The organism is Amycolatopsis lexingtonensis, from assembly GCF_014873755.1.
GTDB classification, from domain to species: domain Bacteria; phylum Actinomycetota; class Actinomycetes; order Mycobacteriales; family Pseudonocardiaceae; genus Amycolatopsis; species Amycolatopsis lexingtonensis.
Window position 1 is genome coordinate 1,082,559 of record NZ_JADBEG010000001.1, and the last position, 18,555, is coordinate 1,101,113.

Annotated in this window: 15 protein-coding genes; 4 read left to right on the forward strand and 11 right to left on the reverse strand. The window is 71.7% G+C overall.

Annotated features, from left to right (window positions below):
• Positions 1–175: 175 nt before the first annotated feature.
• The 5 genes from H4696_RS05215 to H4696_RS05235 form a co-directional block, all read right to left on the reverse strand.
• Complete coding sequence (locus tag H4696_RS05215; protein ID WP_192782085.1) at positions 176–700, reverse strand: hypothetical protein; 525 nt, start codon at positions 698–700, stop codon at positions 176–178.
• 1 nt (position 701) lies between these two features.
• Positions 702–1,667: a PDR/VanB family oxidoreductase gene (locus tag H4696_RS05220; RefSeq protein WP_192782086.1), complete on the reverse strand. Its 966-nt coding sequence runs from the start codon at positions 1,665–1,667 to the stop codon at positions 702–704.
• A gap of 210 nt (positions 1,668–1,877) precedes the next feature.
• Entirely contained in the window at positions 1,878–2,747 is an 870-nt protein-coding gene (locus H4696_RS05225; RefSeq protein WP_086861994.1) for a helix-turn-helix domain-containing protein, read from the reverse strand.
• A gap of 94 nt (positions 2,748–2,841) precedes the next feature.
• Positions 2,842–3,660 carry a hypothetical protein gene (locus tag H4696_RS05230; protein ID WP_143265177.1) on the reverse strand — a complete coding sequence of 273 codons (819 nt, stop codon included), beginning with the start codon at positions 3,658–3,660 and terminating at the stop codon, positions 2,842–2,844.
• A 450-nt stretch (positions 3,661–4,110) separates the two neighbouring features.
• Positions 4,111–4,827 (reverse strand): helix-turn-helix domain-containing protein, encoded by a 717-nt coding sequence (locus H4696_RS05235; RefSeq protein WP_338078653.1) that lies wholly within the window; start codon positions 4,825–4,827, stop codon positions 4,111–4,113.
• Positions 4,828–5,295: 468 nt separating this feature from the next.
• On the opposite strand from H4696_RS05235, the gene H4696_RS05240 reads away from it, so the two are divergent.
• Positions 5,296–6,411: a bifunctional GNAT family N-acetyltransferase/class I SAM-dependent methyltransferase gene (locus H4696_RS05240; protein WP_276328941.1), complete on the forward strand. Its 1,116-nt coding sequence runs from the start codon at positions 5,296–5,298 to the stop codon at positions 6,409–6,411.
• Positions 6,412–6,417: 6 nt separating this feature from the next.
• Here the strand turns inward: H4696_RS05240 and H4696_RS05245 are convergent, their stop codons facing one another.
• The 5 genes from H4696_RS05245 to H4696_RS05265 are packed head-to-tail and all read right to left on the reverse strand — an operon-like array spanning position 6,418 to position 12,392.
• Positions 6,418–6,888, reverse strand: coding sequence for a carboxymuconolactone decarboxylase family protein (locus H4696_RS05245; RefSeq protein ID WP_158104365.1), 471 nt, complete (start codon positions 6,886–6,888; stop codon positions 6,418–6,420).
• Entirely contained in the window at positions 6,885–8,438 is a 1,554-nt protein-coding gene (gene mhpA, locus H4696_RS05250; protein WP_086862531.1) for a bifunctional 3-(3-hydroxy-phenyl)propionate/3-hydroxycinnamic acid hydroxylase MhpA, read from the reverse strand. The genes H4696_RS05245 and mhpA overlap by 4 nt, the downstream gene beginning before the upstream one ends.
• Positions 8,435–10,318, reverse strand: a complete 1,884-nt coding sequence (locus H4696_RS05255) for an acyl-CoA synthetase (protein WP_086862530.1) — start codon at positions 10,316–10,318, stop codon at positions 8,435–8,437. The genes mhpA and H4696_RS05255 overlap by 4 nt, the downstream gene beginning before the upstream one ends.
• The gene (locus H4696_RS05260; RefSeq protein WP_086862529.1) at positions 10,315–11,250 is read right to left on the reverse strand and encodes a fumarylacetoacetate hydrolase family protein; all 936 of its coding nucleotides are present in this window, start codon (positions 11,248–11,250) and stop codon (positions 10,315–10,317) included. Before H4696_RS05260 ends, H4696_RS05255 begins: the two co-directional genes overlap by 4 nt.
• Positions 11,247–12,392 (reverse strand): VOC family protein, encoded by a 1,146-nt coding sequence (locus H4696_RS05265; RefSeq protein WP_225955593.1) that lies wholly within the window; start codon positions 12,390–12,392, stop codon positions 11,247–11,249. Before H4696_RS05265 ends, H4696_RS05260 begins: the two co-directional genes overlap by 4 nt.
• Positions 12,393–12,496: 104 nt before the next feature.
• Between H4696_RS05265 and H4696_RS05270 the strand changes: the two genes are divergently transcribed.
• Complete coding sequence (locus H4696_RS05270; RefSeq protein WP_225955594.1) at positions 12,497–12,880, forward strand: hypothetical protein; 384 nt, start codon at positions 12,497–12,499, stop codon at positions 12,878–12,880.
• A 206-nt stretch (positions 12,881–13,086) separates the two neighbouring features.
• Here the strand turns inward: H4696_RS05270 and H4696_RS05275 are convergent, their stop codons facing one another.
• A complete protein-coding gene (locus H4696_RS05275) occupies positions 13,087–13,743 on the reverse strand; it encodes a TetR/AcrR family transcriptional regulator (protein WP_086862527.1) in 657 nt (218 codons plus the stop codon).
• A 111-nt stretch (positions 13,744–13,854) separates the two neighbouring features.
• Between H4696_RS05275 and H4696_RS05280 the strand changes: the two genes are divergently transcribed.
• Both H4696_RS05280 and H4696_RS05285 read left to right on the forward strand, forming a co-directional pair.
• Positions 13,855–16,527, forward strand: coding sequence for an MMPL family transporter (locus H4696_RS05280; protein ID WP_086862526.1), 2,673 nt, complete (start codon positions 13,855–13,857; stop codon positions 16,525–16,527).
• Positions 16,527–18,485 carry a YhgE/Pip family protein gene (locus H4696_RS05285; RefSeq protein ID WP_086862525.1) on the forward strand — a complete coding sequence of 653 codons (1,959 nt, stop codon included), beginning with the start codon at positions 16,527–16,529 and terminating at the stop codon, positions 18,483–18,485. The genes H4696_RS05280 and H4696_RS05285 overlap by 1 nt, the downstream gene beginning before the upstream one ends.
• Positions 18,486–18,555: the final 70 nt, after the last annotated feature.

Here is an 18,555-nt window from a genome sequence, read left to right on the forward strand (position 1 = left end):
CGGCCCGGCGGGAAACGGGCCGTCCGGACGCAGGAAAGTGAATCACGAACTCGGCGGGGTATTCCCGGTTTTTCTGTTAACGCGACGTGAAATAATCAGCTCCGAAATGCGGAGCTCTGGTGAGTAATTGTGTCCATAAAAGCGAGGAAACTATTTGTGTTGAATAGTTCCCGGTTCAGCCGAGCAAGCCGAACACGGTGCACAGCAGCGGTCCGAGCAGTCCGCTCGAATCACATTCCGGGGCGGGCGGCGGCGCCGGTTCGGTGGGCGGGGGTTCCGACGGCTCCGGCGGCACCGGCGAAGTCTCGGGCGGTGGCGCCGAAGTGGGTGGCAGCGGCGGTTCCCCGGACGGCGGCGGGTATTCCCCGGTCGGCGCCGGCGGCCCGGGTGTCCCCGGTGTCGTCGTGACCACCGGGACGCCGCCGGTCCCGACCGGCCAGTCGGGGAGGGCCGGATCCGGCCCGGGCACCGACGGCGGTGACGTCGGAGCCGGGGCCGGGGCCGTCGTCGAGGGAGGCGGGCCGGGCGGCGTGACCGGGGGAGGGACCGGCGACGGTGGACGCGGGGCGGCGACCTCGCTCACCCACGGCCGCGGCTCGTCGCCGAGGTGGCCGGTCACCGTCCACAGTGCCCAGCCGCAGGAGGCGGCGGCCAGCAGGGCCGCCGCCAGGGTGCCGAGTTTCTTCGTCGTCACAAGCATTTCACAGGTCCAGTACCAGCTTCCGGCCGCAGGAGCGGGACACGCAGATCATCATGGTTTCGTTCGCGGCCTGCTCCTCGTCGGTGAGCAGCGAGTCGCGGTGGTCGGGAAGGCCGGCCAGCACCGGGGTTTCGCACGTGCCGCACGTGCCTTCGCGGCACGACGACAGCACCGGCACCCCGGCGTCTTCGGCCACCTCCAGGATCGACCGGTCGGCGGGGACCGGCAGGGTCAGGCCCGACCGGGCGAACTCGACGTCGAACCCGGCCGCGACCCCGGTGATCTCCTTGGGGGAGAACCGTTCCAGGTGCAGCTCGAGGTGCGGCAGGGCGGCGCACGCCGCCTCGGCGGCGGCCAGCAGCGGCTCGGGTCCGCAGCAGTAGACCGCGGTGCCGGCGGCCGCGGTGCCCAGCACCCCGGGGACGTCGGGCAGGCCGGCCCGGTCCCGCGGCCACAGCACCACCCGGTCGCCGTACTCCTCCCGCAGCTGCGCGGCGAAGGCCATCGACGAGTGCGACCGGCCGCCGTAGAGCAGCTGCCAGCCGGCCCCGGCCGCGTCGGCCGCCGCCACCATCGGCAGGAGCGGGGTGATGCCGATCCCGCCCGCGAGGAACAGGTATCGCTCGGCCGGCACGAACGGGAAGTTGTTGCGGGGCCCGCGGATCCGGACCCGGTCGCCCGGGAGCAGCGAGTCGTGCACGAAGGCCGATCCTCCGCGCCCGGCGGGCTCGCGCAGCACGGCGACTTCCAGCACCGAGCGGTCGGCGGGGTCGCCGCACAGGGAGTACTGGCGGACGATGTCCGGGCGCAGCAGCAGGTCCACGTGGGCGCCCGGCGCCCACGGCGGCAGCTGGTCACCCGCGGGGTGGCGGAACACCAGCCGGACGACGCCGTCGGCGATCGTTTCCTTGTGCGCCAGCAGCACTTCGAGGTCGAGGTCGGCCGAAGGAAGGGTGTTGACGGTCATGGCTCTCCCGGTTGTCCGCGTCGGTTCGCCCACCAAGTCAAACCAGCACCGGAAACAGCGGCGTAGCTGAGAAATGAATTCCGTGTATCGCCGTTTTCACGGCACGCGAAAGGAGTGGTGAAGTTTTCCATGACCTCACTTCGGCTCTGTTGTCAAATACTACTCATCGAAGGCGACGGCGCAAGAAGCACCTATTCCGGTTTCGAAATCTCAGCTGAGCGCGAAGCGCACTGACAGCCGGCCGTCCCTCGGCTCGGGCCAGGTCCGCAGCAGTTCGTCGTGTTCGACGGGCCATTCGCAGACGACGAGGTTGAGTCCCCGGCCGAACTGGCCGGTCAGCCGCGTCAGGAACTCCTCCGCCCGTCGCTCGTCGAACGGCCCCCGCTGCGCCAGGAAGAACACCATTCCCCGGCGCGACAGGGCGAGCAGCAGGTTGACGTCGCCGTAGTAGTCGCGGAATCCCGTCAGCAGGTTCTGCCGGCCCGCGACCGGGCCGCGCGGCGCACTGGCCGGCCGGCGCGGCAACGTCCAGGCCAGCCAGAGGGTTTCGGCGTCGGGGAGCCATTCGTTGCCGGACCGGGGTTCGCGCGGCCGTCCCGACAGCACCCGCCCGCGCCGCATCTCCAGCAACCGGTCCTCCTCCACCAGTCCCCAGCGGGTCAGGTACTGCGACACGGTCGGCGAGCTGATCAGGATGCCGAACTCGCGGCGGACCAGCTGGGAAATCGCCTGCCGCGTCCACAGCCGCTGCGGCAGCCCGCACAGCTCGGGCGGGCCCGCCACGATCGTCCGCACGACCCACGCCTGCTGCGCGGCCGACAGCGCGAACTGCTCACCGGGCCGCCGTCCCCGCCGCCGCGGCCGGAACGCCTCGTCGCCCTGGCGCTGGTAGGCGGCGACCCACGCGCCGACGGTCTTGCGCGAGACCCCGAACAAGCGGGCGACCTCCGCCCGCGTCACGCCCGCTTCGACGGCCGCGACCGCCCGCCGCCGGAGCGCTTCCAGTGCGTCCGCGGAGAGACTGCGCGCATCACGATCGGTCACGGTCAAGTCCCGGATGGTGGCAGCCGCGCTGGTCATGAGGACCTTCCTTTCGTGAACGGGATGTCACCACTCGTCCCTTCTGCGAAGGTCGCCGTAACCGTGGAGTAACGGAGCTTCGCGGCCGGCGGGATCAGCGGGAGCGGTGGTGGCCCCAGCGCCGCACCAGCTGGGCGCTCACCGCGGCCAGCAGCAGGATTCCGGTCAGTGCCGGCCAGGACAGTTCGTCGCCCTGCGGCGCGGCCAGTGCCTCGCCCGAGCCGGCCGCGCGCCGGGCGTCGAGCACCACGGGGGCCTCGCTGCCCGCCTGCGGCATCCCCGAGCCGCCGGGCACCGGGACGGTGTTCCCCGGCAGCTGCCCCGGGATCGGGGTGCCGAACACCGCGCCGCCGTCCGACGTCGACCCCGGCACGGCCGCGACCGTCCACTGCCGGCCCGCGACGGGCGTGCCACCGCCCGGCAAGCTACCGGCCGCGCCGGGTGGCGCGGGATTCGCCGGCGCGGTCGGTGCGGAGCCCGGGGGCGTGCCCGGGGCCTGGCCGCGCACGAGGATGCCGCACAGCGACGCGAGCGAACCGCGCACGGTCGACACCAGCGGCGCGAGGACCGGTGCGAGCACGGGGAGCTCGCCGAGGCGCGTGACGACCGCGTCGGCGATCCGCGTCCCCGGGATCTCCGCTTCGCCCGCCGGGACGGTTCCCACCGGGATCGGCGCGGTGCCGGCCCAGAGCGACCGGAAGGTTCCGGTCAGCAGGTTCAGCGGGTCCAGGCCGGCCAGCGCGGACACCAGCGGCTCGGTGACCGACGCGGGGGCCAGCGCCACCTGCTCGCCCGGCACGCCGGTCACCGTGGCCGAGCAGCCCACGACCGTGCCTTCGGCCGCGGTCGCGGGTGTCGCGCTCAGCAAAGCGAGCGCGGCCACGCCCGCGGTGAGAAATGGTGTCGTTTGCAAGTGCCGCCTCCTCGGGCGCCGGACTCTTGGCCCGGTCTCAGGTATTCGCGGTCTCGATGTGCCAGGCTGGGAAAACCCGGCGACGGCATCGTGACAGCTTCACCGCTTTCTTGACCAGCAGGGCGAAAACGAGCAGGAGGTTTCGTTGCGGCTGTGTTGCCGTCGCCGAACACAGGCCTCCTACCAGGACTTATGGACATTTCCACGGAATGCCGCCCGAGTCGGCGCGGCGGCCGCGGCGGGCAAATACCGGACACTCCGGTGGCGGGGCGGGTGAGGTGGTGATCAAGGCGGGTGTAACCCTTTCAATGCGAACACGGCACTTCTTTCCGGCGAAATCACCGGGCGTGATCGGGAAACCGGGTATTTGTTTACGGCGGGGTAACACGTGGTGGGCGCAGGAAAAACCGCCGATCCGGATTCCGGATCGGCGGTCGCGGGGAGGCGGGTTCAGCTGGGGAGGACCCGGTCCCGGCCGGGTACCTCGCCGTCGTCGAGCAGCGCCGCGTGGGCGGCGGGCCAGTCGTGCGGGACCAGCCGGACGTCGCGGCCGCACTGGATCCGCAGCCGGCGCCGGAACTCGGCGATGCCGGTGAAAGGCGTTGCCGAGACGAGGAAGTGCAACGTGCCGCGGCCGCTCACCGCGACCAAGGCGTGCAACGCGCCGGTGTCCGTTGGCGAGCGCGGGCGGGTCCAGGTCAGCAGCAGCGTGCCCGGCGGGCAGCCGGGGCGCTGGGAGAACATGCCGTCGCGGCCGGTCAGTTCCCAGCGGAGCAGGTACTTGTCGATCGTCGTCCCGGCCAGCGCGAGGTCGCATTCCCGCGCGATCAGCTCGGCGACGGCTTTGCGCGTCCACACCAGCCACGGCAGCCCGGCTTCGTCCGGGGGCCCGGCGGCCAGGACGTCGACCACCCGGCCCTGCTGGGCCGCGGACAGGACCAGTTGCTCCCCGGCCCGGCGGCCGCGGGGCCGGGGGCGCAGTGTCGATTCGCCCCCGGACTCGTAGGCTCGCACCCAGGAGCCGACCGCTTTCCTGGACACGCCGAACATGCTCGCGACCCTGGTCTGCGACAGCCCCGAGCCGACCGCGGCCACGGCTTGGCGCCGAAGCTGTTCCAACGCGTCCGTCGGCAGGCTCCGGGCGCCCGGGCCCCGCTGAACGTCCACCATCGCCACCTCATCCGAATTCGTCGGGCTGAAGCTTTTCCTCGAGCAAGGACCTCGGACCGTCTGCCGGCGGGCCGTCGTCTCCCTTCGTGGGTTCCGACCGGACCATCGCGGGTACAGCCGGATGGCGGAACGGAGATCGTGTCCGGCCAATGGTGCGGAACCACATGACGGATGGATGACACCGGCGTTGCCAGCTCTTTACCGAAAGTTCTTCCCGATCGGGAAGCGCGGTGATCTGCCCTGCGTCAGGGCCAAAAGCGGTGTGGCTGCCGGAAATACGTGCCACGCGTCCGCCGTGGGCCGGCGTGCCGCGACGCCCGTCTGCCCACTACAGCCTAACAATGCCGGCCCGCTTGTCACCCGATCGAGTGAGTCACGTATTTGCCTGGCTGTCCCCGCTCTTGACTTCGGGTCGGCGGGTTGGCGCGCGCGGACCTGCCGCGGGGAAGACTGTTGGCGTGCCGCGTGCGGGACGACTGGTGGACGCGCGTCCACTGGCGGGTCCGGCCCTTGCTCGCCGACCTGGCTCGTGAATACCCGGACGGACATTTCTCTCCGCCCGGAGGTGGCATGCTGTTGCTTCTTTCGGACGGCGTCGCTGTCGCGGGTGGCGCATTCCAGCACTACGACGGGGAAACGGCCGAACTCAAGCGGATCTGGACCGACCGCGCGCACCGGGGGCGCGGGTTTGCCCGCCGGGTCGTTGCCGAGCTGGAGGCGGAAGCCGCCGGGCGGGGCTACTCCCGGATCTTCCTGACCACCGGCCCCAACCAGCCCGAGGCGCGCGGGCTTTACCTGGCCGCCGGGTACACGCCGCACTTCGACGTCGATACAAGGCGTCATGCGCGGTCCGGGGTCGCGATGCCCACGCGCATCGAGGACGTCGAGGAGGGCGACGCGCACCCGGTGTGGGGCCGCTTGGGTGCCTACTGCGGCCTGCGCACCCGGGTCTTCGACGACGTGGTGCGGGCGGCGGCGACCCGGCAGGTCGTGCTGCTCGGCGCCGGCCTGGACACCCGGGCGTTGCGGCTCGACCTGCCCGCGGGGGAGCGGGTCTTCGAGATCGACCGCGCGGACGTGCTCGGCTTCAAGACCGCGGTCCTCGACTCGGTCGGTGCGCGGGCGCGAGTGCGCTGCGACCGGCTGGCCGTCGACCTCGCCGAGGACTGGGACGGCGCGCTCCTCACCGCCGGGTTTTCGGCGGAGCGGCCCACGACCTGGATCGCCGAGGGCGTGCTGCCGTACCCCGCGCGTCCGGTGGAGGAGCGGGTGCTGGCCCTGGTCGACCGGCTGTCCGCGCGCGGCAGTCGTCTCGGCTACGAGATCGTGCCCGGACAGGAGTCGGCCGAGTTCCGCGACCACGAGCTGTACGCGGGCACGGGCGAGGCCATCGGCTCCCACCTGCCGAGCCTGCTCGACGGCGATGCCCGTCCCGACTCGGCGGCCGCGCTCAGGGCGGCGGGCTGGGCCGTCACCGAACGCCCGGTCGCGGACTACACCGCGCGGTACGGGCGTGGCCCGGACCCGGCCGTCGACGACCCGATCCGAAGAGCGCGGTGGGGCTTCGGCCGGAAGACATAAGCTTCCTCAGCTCAGCGGGACGAGCGCTTCGATGCTCGGTTCGATCCGGGTGCCGGCGCTGTTGAGGACTCCGGCCAGCATCGCGTAGTGGCCGGCGAGCATCACCGTCTCGATCGCTCCGGCCGTTCCGTATCGGCCGGAGAGGTTCGCCCACTGTGCTTCGGAGAGCGAGTGGTCACGCACGACGGCGCCCAGGAGTTCGGCGTCCGGCCCCGGCCATTCGCGGAGATCGGCGGTGGTGATCCGGCGGAGTTCCTCGGTGGAGATCCCGCATTCGCGGCCGATTTTCGTGTGGTGGGCCCACTCGTAGGGACTGCGGCAGTGCCACGAGGTGCGGAGGATGACCAGTTCCCGTTCGCGGGCGGGGAGAATCCCGTCGGTGAGGAAGCTGAGGCCGAACGGCTGGTAGCGCACGGCGAGCGCCGGGTGGTGCAGGAGGAGGTCGTCCGTGATCCGCGTCGCGTGAGTTGTGCTCACAACGGGTCCTTCCTGTCGATCGTCGGTTTCCGGATGCCGTCGACCGGTGCGGTTGCGCGGTATGGCGGTATCGCCGCGCAGAGGGTGGCCAAGTCGCGCCCGGCGCGGTGCACCGTCGCATCGGGACGGACGACCGCGGCGTGGGCGAAGCCGCGGCGCAGCCAGCGGTGCAGGGAACTCCCCGGCCGGGCCACCACGAGCACGGCTCCGCGTTGTTCGATGTCCGCGCGCTGTGCGGGCGACGGTTCGGCGGTGCTGATGACGGCGAACCGGCCGGCTGTCACGTCGTCGAGGCGCCGGCCGCCGTCGACCGGTGCGTTGGGGCATTGCCGGCCGGCGAGGGAAGGCCCCAGGAGCGGGCGCACCACCAGGGCGGAGCGGTGCAGCGCCGGGGTTTCGGTTTGGAGCACGCGGTTGCGCAGGCCGGGTACGAGGTGCAGGCGGGGTGCGGCGACGCGGCGGAGGAGGTTGCCCAGTTCGCCGCCTTCGGTCATCGCGGTGCCCATCAGCTTGGCGAGCCGGATCATGGTGGTGGCGTGGGGTTTGCGTTCTGTCTCGTAGCTGCCCAGGACGGCTTCGGCGAGCGTCCCGTCGAGGACGCCGGCGAGTTTCCAGGCGAGGTTCATCGCGTCGCGCATTCCGGCGCCCATGCCCTGGCCGATGAACGGCGGGGTGAGGTGGGCGGCGTCGCCGAGGAGGAAGACCCGCCGGTCGCGCCAGCGGTCGGCGACCTGGGCGCGGAAGGTGTATTCGGCGACGCGGACGATCTCCAGCCGGTCGGCCGGTGTCTCCCCGGTCCACGGCTTGAGCAAGGGGAGCAGCGTGGCCGGTGCACGGTAGTCGTCGGCCGTTTCGCCGTCGGCCAGCTGGAATTCCCAGCGGTAGCGGTTCGCTCCGACGCGCATGTATGTGGCGGCGCGGGCCGGGTCGGAGACCTGGTGGACCCCTTCCCAGGCGCCGAGTTCGGCGTCGGTGCGGATGTCGACGACGAGCCAGCGCTGGGTGAACCCGAAGTCGCGCAGGACGGCACCGATCGAGGTTCGGGTCAGGCTGTTCGCGCCGTCGCAGCCGAGGACGTACTTCGCGAGCACGGATTCTCCTCGGCCGAACTCGGTGAACGCGACGCGCACCCCGCCGGCCTCCGGGGCGAGGGAGGTGACCTCGGCGCCGCCGCGCAGCGTGGCCGCGCTGTGCCGCTTGAGGCCCGAGCGCAGGAGCGCTTCCAGCTCGGGCTGGTCGAACATGCTGGCCTCGGGGTAGCCGTGCCTGCCGTGCGCCGCGTCACGCCGGAACTCCGCGAGCACGTGCATGTCCCGGTCCACGAGCCGCAACCCGTTGCAGCGCCAGGAAATCGCCGAAAACTCGGCGAAGAGGCCGAGCCGGCCGAGGATGCGGCAGACCTCGTCGTCGAGGTGGACGGCGCGGGGCTGGGGATAGATCGTTTCCCACCGGTCGAGGACCAGGCACTCGACGCCGTACTGGGCCAGCAGGGTGGCGGCGGTGAGGCCGGTCGGGCCCGCACCGATGATCACCACGGGGAAGTCGGTCACGAGGCATCTGCCAGGCGCCAGCCGATCGCGTAGCGACCGAGCACCGCTTTGATCGCGGAGTCGTCGCCGGTGGTCCGTACCACCGCGACCACGGCACCGTCGTCGATCTCGGCCTCGACGTCCAGCACCCCGGGGACGCCGGCCAGCGCTTCGGACAGCTCGCGGCGGGTGGCGTCGGCACGCAGGGCGGGCTTGTACGGCTTGCCGAGGTCGGTCAGCGGCAGGGCGTCGAGCACCGTGACGGTCTTCGGCGCGGCCGCGGACTCGGGGACCCGGTCGCGGGCCCAGTCGCCCAGTTCCCGCTCGGTGACCTCGGCGCCGGGAGCGAGCGTCACGTAGGCGACGGGGACTTCGCCGGAGTGGGCGTCGGGCCGGCCCACCGCGCCGGCGGCGGTGACCGCGGGGTGGGCGAGCAGGGCGTCCTCGACGAGCGCGGGGTCGATGTTGTGGCCACCGCGGATGATGAGGTCCTTGGCGCGGCCGGCGAGGTGGACGAACCCGTCGGGGTCGAGGCGGGCGAGGTCGCCGGTGTCGAGCCAGCCGTCGACGAGCTTGCCGAGGCCGTCGAGGACGTGGCCGTGCTCGTCCCGGCCGGTGACGTAGCCGGGGAACACGGTGGGGCCGCTGATCGCGAGCACGCCGGTGTGGCCGGGCGGGAGGTCTTCCCAGGTGCCGTCCTCGCGGACGCGCACGGTCTTCACCCGCTGGTAGGGCAACCGCTGACCGACCGAGCCGGGCCGGGGCGCGTCGGGGAAGCTGCGCGCGCTGGCACAGGTCGCTTCGGTCAGGCCGTAGCCTTCGACGAGCGTGATGCCGGTGCTGGCCTGGAAGCTTTCGCGGACCGCGGCCGGCAGCGGAGAGGCCCCGACCATGGCGAACCGCAGGCTGCTGATGTCGGCGTTGACCGGGCACTGCGCGAGCACCGCGTAAACGGTGGGGACGGCGCTCATCGTGGCGATCCGGTGGTGCTCGACGATCTTCCAGAACTCGCCGTAGAGCGGGACGTCGCGGTAGCCCAGCGGCCCGGCCCAGACCACGGCCTGTCCCTTGAACAGCGGCGTCAACAGGGTGACGACCAGCGCGTTGACGTGGAACAGCGGCAGCGCGGCGAAGACCGTGGCGGCGTCGTCGAGCAGCGAGTTGGCGGCCAGCATCCAGGCGTCGGCGATCTCGCCGGCGTGGGTGTGCGCGGCCAGCTTCGGTGCGCCGGTGGTGCCGCCGGTCGGGAAGAACGCGGCCAGGTCCGCCGGACCCGGCGGATCACCCAGGAACACCGAGGAGTCCTGCTCGGCCGCCAGTTCGCCGAGGTAGCCGGCGCGGACCCCGGGCAGGCTCGGCAGGTCCGGGGCCGGCTCGGCGGCGCCGGTGGGCCGCAGGACCAGCAGGGAGTCGACGTGCCCGTCCCGGGCGAGGGCTTGCGCGGTCTCCCAGACGGCCGGGGACAGCTCGGGACCGGCGGTGACGAGGACCCGCGCGCCGGACCGGCGCAGGAGCTGGGTGAGGTGCTGGTGTGAGAGGCCGCCGTTGAGGGGCGCCGCGATCCCGGCGAGCTGTGCGGCCAGGGTGGCGGGTACCAGCTCGGCGGTGTTGGGCGACATCAGCGCGACCGCGTCCTGCCGGCGGACGCCGAGTTCGTGCAGGAGGTTCGCGTAGCGGTGGACGTCGCCGAGCAGTTCGGCGAAGGTGCGCTGCCGGGATTCGCGCCAGCGCGCGGCTTCCGGCAGCACGGTGAGCGCGGTGCGGTCCGGCCAGGTGGCCGCGGCGCGGACCAGGAGGGCGTAGGTGGACGCGGGAAGGCCGCGTGCCGTCAGCGGCACGGCTTCGATCGCGGCGACGTCGGTGGGGGCGGAGTACTCCGGCCACAGCAGGTTCCCGGTCATCGGGCGTGCCTCACCACCGTGCGCTGGGTGCCCAGGTCGAGCGCGCCGTCGTCGGTGGCCACGCCGGCCTCGATGACGTCGCCGTCCTGGAGGTACCGGGGATTCCGTTCCTGGCCACGGAAGAACAGCTTCCACTTGAGCGCCGGTGGCAGCAGCGAGCCGATGATCTCCACCGGCTTCGGCGGGGCGGACAACGCCGTGCCGACGGGGGTGCCGGTCAGGACGAGGTCGCCCGGGTCGAGCCGTTGGAAACGGGCGAGAGCCCGGAGGGTTTCGGCGGGGCGGTGGATCATGTCGGCGACCGTCCGGTCTTGGCGGGTTTCGCCGTTGACGGTCAGTTTCAGCCGCAGGTCGGTGAACCGCTTGAGTTCGTCGGTGTCGAGCAGGACCAGCGCGGGCCCGGTGGGGGTGAACGTCGGGTAGGACTTGGCTTCGTAGAACTGGGTCTGGGGCAGCTGGATGTCGCGCGCCGAGATGTCGTTGGTCACCACCAGGCCCGCGACGTACCCGGCGATGTCGTCGCCGATCTCCGTGCCGACCGGGATTTCCGTCCCGATGACCAGGCCGATTTCGACTTCGTAGTCCAGGAGCCGCACGTGGGCGGGCCGCACCACGTCGTCGTGCGGGCCGCTGATCGAGCCGGACGACTTGCGGAAGAACGTCAGCGGCACGGTGTCCGGGTTCCCGCCGGTGTCCTCGACGTGCGAGGCGAAGTTGGTCATCTGGGCGACCACCCGGCACGGCGGGGTGACCGGCGAGACGAGTGCGAGGGTCTCCACGCCGACCGTGCGATCGCTCGACGCCGCCGCGTCGAGGGCTTTGCGGTCGGCCAGCAGTTGCGCGGTGGTCGTGGCGTCGGTGGCGACCTTGGCCGCCCCGGCCGGGGTGGCGACCCACCAGGCGTCGGCGGTGCGGAGGATGGAAATGCTCATGACACAGCTACTTTCAGCAGGCCGCGAAGGCGGTCGAAGTCGAATTCGTTTTCCTCGCGCAGCGCGCCGATGATGGCGCGCAGCTCGCCGAGCGCTTCCCGGCCGGGTTTGACGCCGAGGAAGTCCTTGGTGGCGGGCGGGCCCCACTGGGCCAGTCCCGACGCGGTCATCGGCGCCCAGCCGGGCTCGAGCGAGCAGTCGAACAGGTCGCCGTCGCTGAAGTGCTCGACGAGGAATCCGTCGGGGTCGCGCCAGTAGTCGAACAGCTGGCTGCCCTGGATGTGCCTGCCGATGCCCCACGACCGGCGGTAGCCCCGCTCGAGCAGGTACTCGCCGCCGGCGGCGAGCGAATCGAGGTCGGGCACCTGGTAGGCCGAGTGCACGTACCGGTTCGCCGGGCCGAGCACCATCGCGAGGGTGTGGTGGTCGGTCGGGGTGTCACCCCGGTCGCAGCGGATGAAGCTCATGACCGGGCCCCGCCCGCGCTGCCCGGGGTAGTAGAGGAAGTCGCTCACGATCAGGCCCAGGTGGGCCAGGTACCAGTCGAGCGTTTCGCGGTACTTGCGGGTCTGCAGCACGACGTGGCCGAGCCGCTGCACCTTGACCGGCTCCCGCCGCGGCCGCTGGGTGGCGTTCACCCGCGTGATGTCGTGCCCGAAGTTGAAGGTCAGTGGCTCCTGCCCCGGCAACGCCGGCAACTCGTGCGTGCCGGACACGACCCGCACCCGGGCGCCGCTCGGGTCGTGCAGGTCCACGGTGGTCCCGCCGAGGCTCTCGGGCAGGCGGGTGACCTGGTGCCCGGTCGCCTCCGCCAGGCGGAGCACGTCCGCCGGGTCGGCGGCCCGGAACGCCGGTCCGGTGAACCGCGAGCGCGGGCCGCGGCGGATCAGGACGCAGGGCGCGCCGGGTTCGGTGCCACGCAGCTGCAGCTCGTCCGCGGTGCGCAGCGACGTGGTGAAACCGAAGGCGTGGGCGAACACTTCGGCCTTGGCCAGGTCCGGCTTCTCGAACTCCAGCCACGCCAGGTCGTGCACCTTGACGACCGGATTGGGTGCCCGCCCCGGGTGTTCGCCCGGCAACGAGCCCTGCTCGCTGTGCAGGTCGGCGTGGGGATCGTGGTGGTCGATCATCGCCCCTCCCATCTGATTGACGATATCGTCACTTGAGAGCGAGTCGTCAGTCAAGTGATTCTGACGATTTCCTCATTTCTGAGGCGACCCGCTGAGGTTGCTCCGGAGGTGCGGGTGTGACCGAGCAGGTAACCGGCGACCGGCTGGACGATCCGGCGTCGGCGTTCGCGCAGGGCTTCCGGCTGAGCGGCCGGCTGCACCGGCTGCAGCCCGAGCTGAGCCGGGTGCTGCTGAACAATGGATTCGCCCTGGTCGCGTCCGAGCACGGACTGGCACCCCGGGCTCGCCGGGACATCGAGGCCGCTGCCGAAGCCGGCCGGTTCATCGTGCGCGACCCCGAACTGGCCATGGTCACGGTGGCTGGCGCGATGCTGTGTCTCGGCCGGCCGCTGTACGACCAGCCCGGCCGCGACGCCGAGGCCGCGACCCGAGGATCTCCTGCGCATGCTCGGCCTCTCCGCCGCCGAAGTGAGCGAACTCTGCCGTCGCCCCCTGCCTGACCTCGCCGCGACCGGCGCCCGCGACTTCGCCGCGTCGCTCACGTCCCGGTCGCTGGTCCGGCCAAAGCTTTGGCGCGCACTTCTGGCCGCCGCGCCCGGAATTCATGCGACATCGGCCGCGAACTCGCTTACGCCCAAGCGCATTCCGGTATCGCCGGGCTCAGGCTCGTCCTCGGCGCCGAGCCGTTCACCCCGGGTCGCTGAAGCTACCGGCCGGGGGCGACCAGGGCCGTGAAGAGTCGGGGGAGGACGTCGGTCAGGTACCGGCTGTCGGCCTTGTCGGGGAGTGCGTCGAGGATTGCGCGTTCGAGCATGGTCTCGTAGAGGGCCACGATCGTGACGACGGCGCTGTGCGGGTCGACGGTCAGGCGCATGCCGAGCCGGCCGAGCAGGTTCTGCAGGATTTCCGCGAGCGCGTCGTGGAAGCGGCGTTCGGCGGCCGCGGTCGGTTCGCGCAGTTCCGGCTGCCGCATGGCCTGGGCGCGGAATTCGGCGTTGAGCAGGTACCACGTCTCGTCGGCGGCGAGGGACTCCATGAACAGCAGGCCGGCTTGCCGCAGCACCTCGTCGACGGAACCGGGTGCGGCCTCGACTGCCTCTTCGACGGCGACGCGCAACCGCTCGGCGCGTTCCTGCATCTCCACCTCGTAGATCGCGAGGAACAGCTCTTCCTTGCTGGCGAAGTTGGAGTAGAAGGCACCGCGGGTGAAGCCGGCGCGGTCGCAGATCAGCTCGACCGGGGCGTCGCGGATGCCCAGCTCGGTGAACACCTCGTAGGCCGCCGCCATGACGCGCCGCCGCGTCTCCGCGCGCCGCCGGGTCATGCCCTTCGGGGTGCCGAGACCCGCGCTGGTGGTCGCCATGTCGCTCACCCTACTTTCCCCGTCTCACCCGGTGGAGTGACGGGATCCACTCCGCATCGGATGCATCCTGTATTACGATACACGACGTATCCAACGTGGTCAGGAGTCTTCGTGTCGTCGTTCCTCTACCGGCTGGGCCGCGCCGCCGCCCGGGCCCGGGTGCTCGTGCTGGCGCTGTGGGTGGTGGTGCTGGCGGCGGCCGGCGGGGCGGCGCTGCTGTTCAACCACGGCACCGACGACGCGTTCGCCATCCCCGGGTCGGAGTCGCAGGACGCGCTGGACCACCTCGGCCGGGTTTTCCCCGAGGTGAGCGGCACGTCGGCGCAGCTGGTCCTGGTGGTCCCGGACGGCGCGAAGGCCGACACCCCGGGCAACCGCGCCGCGGTGGCACAGGCGGTCACGCGGATCGGGAAACTCGATCAGGTCGCCACGGTCGTGAACCCGTTCGACAAGAACGTCAACGGCGCGGTGTCGAAGGACGATCGGGCCGCGTTGATCGCCGTGCCGTTGAAGGTGCAGCTCGCCGCCGTCGATCCGGCCACCCGGACCGGGCTCGCGACGATCGCCGACGACCTCGGAAAGCAGACCGGCGCGAAGGTGTACACCGGCGGCGACGCGTTCTCCAACCGGGTGCCCAAGCTCAGCCCGACCGAGGGTATCGGCCTGCTCATCGCGCTGCTGGTGCTGGTGCTGATGTTCCGGTCCCTGATCGCTGCGGTCATGCCGCTCGTCACCGCGATCCTCGGCGTCGGCGTCGCCATCGGGCTCATTTTCCTGGCCACGCTCGTCACGCCGATCTCCTCGACCGCGCCGATGCTGGCGGTGATGATCGGGCTCGCGGTCGGCATCGACTACGCCCTGTTCCTGCTCTCACGGCACCGCGATCAGCTGGCCGAGGGGCTCGACGTCGAGGAGTCGATCGCCCGGGCCACCGCCACCGCCGGGTCGGCGGTCATCTTCGCCGGTCTCACCGTCGTCATCGCCCTGCTCGGCCTGGCCGTGGCGGGGATCCCGTTCCTGACCACCATGGGCGTGGCCGCCGCGGTCGCCGTGGCACTGGCGGTCGCGATCGCCGTCACGCTGGTTCCCGCGCTGATGTCCTTCGCCGGCAAGCGGTTGCGGCCGCGCACCCCGAAACGGAAGCGGCGCCGCCGGAAGCCGCCGATCGCGCGCTGGTGGGTGCGCACCGCGACGAAGGCGCCGCTGGTCACCGTGCTGGTCGTGGTCGCCGGGCTCGCGGTCTGCGCGATCCCCGCCACGAGTCTGCGGCTGGCGTTGCCGGACAACGGAACCGAGGAACACGGCAGCCCGGCCCGTGACACCTACGAGGTCGTCAGCGAGCACTTCGGTCCCGGCTACAACGGCCCGCTGATCGTCACCGCGGACATCATCACCAGCACCGACCCGATCGGCCTGGTGAACAAGCTCGCCGACGAGATCCGCCGCGTCCCCGGGGTCGCCTCGGTTCCCCTGGCCACCCCGAATCCCAAGGGCGACACCGGCATCATCCAGGTCATCCCCACCACCGCCCCGGACTCCACGCAGACCGACGACCTCGTCTCCCGGCTGCGCGGCCTGGAACAGCACTTCCGTGACGGCTACGGGACGCAGACCGCGGTCACCGGCATCACCGCGGTCGGGATCGACGTCTCCGCCCAGCTCGGCAGCGCCCTGCTCCCGTTCGGGATCCTCGTCGTCGGGCTGTCGCTGATCCTGCTCGCGATGGTGTTCCGCTCGATTTGGGTGCCGATCAAGGCCACGGCGGGTTACCTGCTCTCGGTCGCCGCGGCCTTCGGCACGACCTCGTTCGTGTTCGTGCAAGGACACTTCGCGGACGCCCTGAACGTGACCCACACGGGCAGCGTGATCAGCTTCCTGCCGATCATCCTCATGGGTGTCCTTTTCGGACTCGCCATGGACTACGAAGTGTTCCTCGTGTCGCGGATCCGCGAGGACTACGTCCACCACGGCGATCCGCACCACGCGATCGAGTCCGGGTTCATCTCCGCCTCGCGCGTGGTGGTCGCGGCGGCGGTGATCATGTTCGCGGTGTTCGCCGCGTTCGTCCCCGAAGGCAGCGCCACCATCAAACCCATCGCCTTCAGCCTCGCCGTCGGCGTCTTCATCGACGCCTTCATCGTCCGCATGACCCTGGTGCCCGCGGTGCTGGCGCTGCTCGGCCGCCGCGCTTGGGGGTTGCCGCCGAAGCTCGACCGGGTACTGCCGGTGTTCGACGCCGAGGGCGACGCCCTCGTGCACGAGCTGCGGCTCGCCGACTGGCCCGGCACCGACGAGGCGATCAGCGCCCGCGACCTGCGCCTGGAGGACGACCGCGGCCGTCCGGTGTACCGCGACGTCGACCTGCGCGTTCCCCGCGGTGGGGTGCTGGTGCTGCACGGCACGGGGGCCTGCGGCAAGACCGCGCTGGCGTACACGCTCGCCGGCCGGGTCACCAAGTTCACCGGCGACCTCAAGGTGCTCGGCCGGGTGCTGCCCCAGCACACCCACGCCCTGCGCCGCGACGTCGCCGTCATTCCGTGCCGTGGCACGAACGACCCGGCACGGCAGATCGCCCGCGACGGCGACGCCGGGCTCGTCGTGGTCGACGACGTCGACCTCGTGCTGCGCGCGGACCTCCGCGACCACGTCCGCGGGCTCCTCGCCGAGCGGGGCACCACGACCTTCGTGCTGACCTGCCAGGACCCCGAGCGCATCGCGGACCTGCTGCCCGCGGCCGCCCACCTGCACGCCCTCACCGCCGTCCAGCCCGCCGAGGTCTTCTGATGCTCAAGCCCTTCGCCAATTCCGCCCGCGCCCTCGCCACGGGCCCGCTGACCTGGCGCACCTGGACCGGCCTGATCGCCGTCCCACTCATCATCATGGGCCTGCTCACCTGGGCGTTCTGGACACCGGACACCAACCACGGCACCGCCAAGGCCGCCGTGGTCAACAACGACGAACCCGTCCAGGTCAACGGCCAGACCATCCCGCTCGGCCGTCAGCTCGCGGGATACCTCACCCACACCGAAGATTCCGCCTACACCTGGGTCCTCACCGACGCCGACGACGCCTCCGCCGGCCTCGCCGACGGCAGCTACGCGGCCACGGTGACGATCCCGAAAGACTTCTCCGCCCGCGCCACCTCGGCCGCCACCGCCAAACCCCTGGCAGCCCGGCAGGCACAGCTGCGGGTGCAGACGTCCGACGCCGCCGGCGTCAGCGATCCCGGCCTGGCCGACCACATCGCCCAAGCCACGCAACGGACGTTGAACCAGCAGGTCGTGCAGACCTATTTGGACAACGTCTACATCGGATTCACGACGCTGCACCAGCAGGTCGGCAAGGCCGCGGACGGCGCGGCGCAGCTGGCCGACGGAACCCGTCAGCTGGACGACGCCGCCGGGCAGCTGCGCGCGGGCGCCGATCAGCTCGCCGCCGGAACCGCCCAGCTCGCCACCGGCTCCGGCAAGCTCGCTTCCGGGCTCACCCAGGCCGAGCGCGACACCGCCCAGCTGCCCGCTTTGACGCGGCAGCTGGCCGACGGCGCCGACCAGGTCGCCGACGGCAACGAACAGCTCGCCGGCGTCGTCGTGCCGCTGGCCAACCGGATCATCGCCGCCATCGACGCTCTCCCCTCGGCAAGCGGCGCCGCCCAGCAGTTCCGGCAGCTCGCCGACGAGTGCACCGGCACCCCGGCGTTCTGCGGCAAGCTCCGGGAAACCGCGGACCGGTTCACCACCGACGCGCAGAAGATCGACAACGCCAAGGCCGGTGTTCGTGCCAACGCCGTCAAGACCCGCGACTCGATCCAGGCCCTCGCCACCGGAGCCCGCAAAGTCGCCGACGGCAACGCCCAGCTCGCCACGAAATCCGGGGAGCTGGCCGCGGGTATCGCCTCCGCCGCCGGCGGTGCGCGTCAGCTCGACAACGGCGTGCAGCAGGCGAACTCCGGCGCGCGGAAGCTCGCCTCCGGAGCCGGACAGCTCAAGGACGGGACCAAGAAGGTCGACGACGGCGCCGGGGAACTCGCCACCCAGCTGAACCAGGGCCGCGACCAAGTGCCGTCCTACACCGACGCCGAACGCGCCCACCTCAAGACCGTCGCCGCCGACCCGAGCACCGCCACGACCGACGGCACCCCGATCGGCACCCTGGCCCTGACGCTGTTCGCCGCGCTCGCCCTCTGGGCGCTGGCCCTGGCCACCTACATCGTCACCCGCGCCGTGCCGGACGGCGTCCTGACCGCCCGCGAACCCACCTGGCGGATCATCCTCCGCGCCGCCATCCCCGGCGCGACCGCGGCCGCCCTCGCGGCGCTCGCCATCACCGCGATCGCCGTCCCCGTCCTGAAACTCGGCGTCGCCGGCACCATCGGCTTCCTGCTGATCGCGCTGCTCGCCGCGTCGGCGTTCGTCGCGCTCAACCAGGCCGCCACGGCGATCTTCGGCCGCGCCGGCCGGATCGCCTCCCTGGCCGTACTGGTCCTGGCGGGCGCGACCGGCGTCGTCTCGACGCTTCCCGGACCGCTGTACGCGCTCGCGGACTACCTCCCGACCCACGGCGCCGTCCTGGCCCTGCGCGCGGCGGCAACCGACGGCGCCGGCCTCACCACCGGCATCGCCCAGCTTGCCGCCTGGCTGGTGGTCGGCACCCTCGTCTCGATCCTGATCACCGACCGCCGCCGCTACCTGTCCGCCAAGAGCATCCGGCTCCGCCGCGCACACCCGCTCGCGACCGTCTGACCGGGAAAGGATCGCTCCGAAATCCACAACACCCGATCGGTAGCACGATTCCCGTGCCCGGCTCTGACCA

What these genes read in the sequence shown, in the direction of transcription:
- H4696_RS05220 (WP_192782086.1), bottom strand. Translation starts at nt 1,667, where the DNA reads ATGACCGTCAACACCCTTCCTTCGGCCGACCTCGACCTCGAAGTGCTG.
- H4696_RS05260 (WP_086862529.1), bottom strand. Translation starts at nt 11,250, where the DNA reads ATGAGCATTTCCATCCTCCGCACCGCCGACGCCTGGTGGGTCGCCACC.
- H4696_RS05225 (WP_086861994.1), bottom strand. Translation starts at nt 2,747, where the DNA reads ATGACCAGCGCGGCTGCCACCATCCGGGACTTGACCGTGACCGATCGT.
- H4696_RS05275 (WP_086862527.1), bottom strand. Translation starts at nt 13,743, where the DNA reads ATGGCGACCACCAGCGCGGGTCTCGGCACCCCGAAGGGCATGACCCGG.
- H4696_RS05285 (WP_086862525.1), top strand. Translation starts at nt 16,527, where the DNA reads ATGCTCAAGCCCTTCGCCAATTCCGCCCGCGCCCTCGCCACGGGCCCG.
- H4696_RS05265 (WP_225955593.1), bottom strand. Translation starts at nt 12,392, where the DNA reads ATGGGAGGGGCGATGATCGACCACCACGATCCCCACGCCGACCTGCAC.
- H4696_RS05215 (WP_192782085.1), bottom strand. Translation starts at nt 700, where the DNA reads ATGCTTGTGACGACGAAGAAACTCGGCACCCTGGCGGCGGCCCTGCTG.
- H4696_RS05255 (WP_086862530.1), bottom strand. Translation starts at nt 10,318, where the DNA reads ATGACCGGGAACCTGCTGTGGCCGGAGTACTCCGCCCCCACCGACGTC.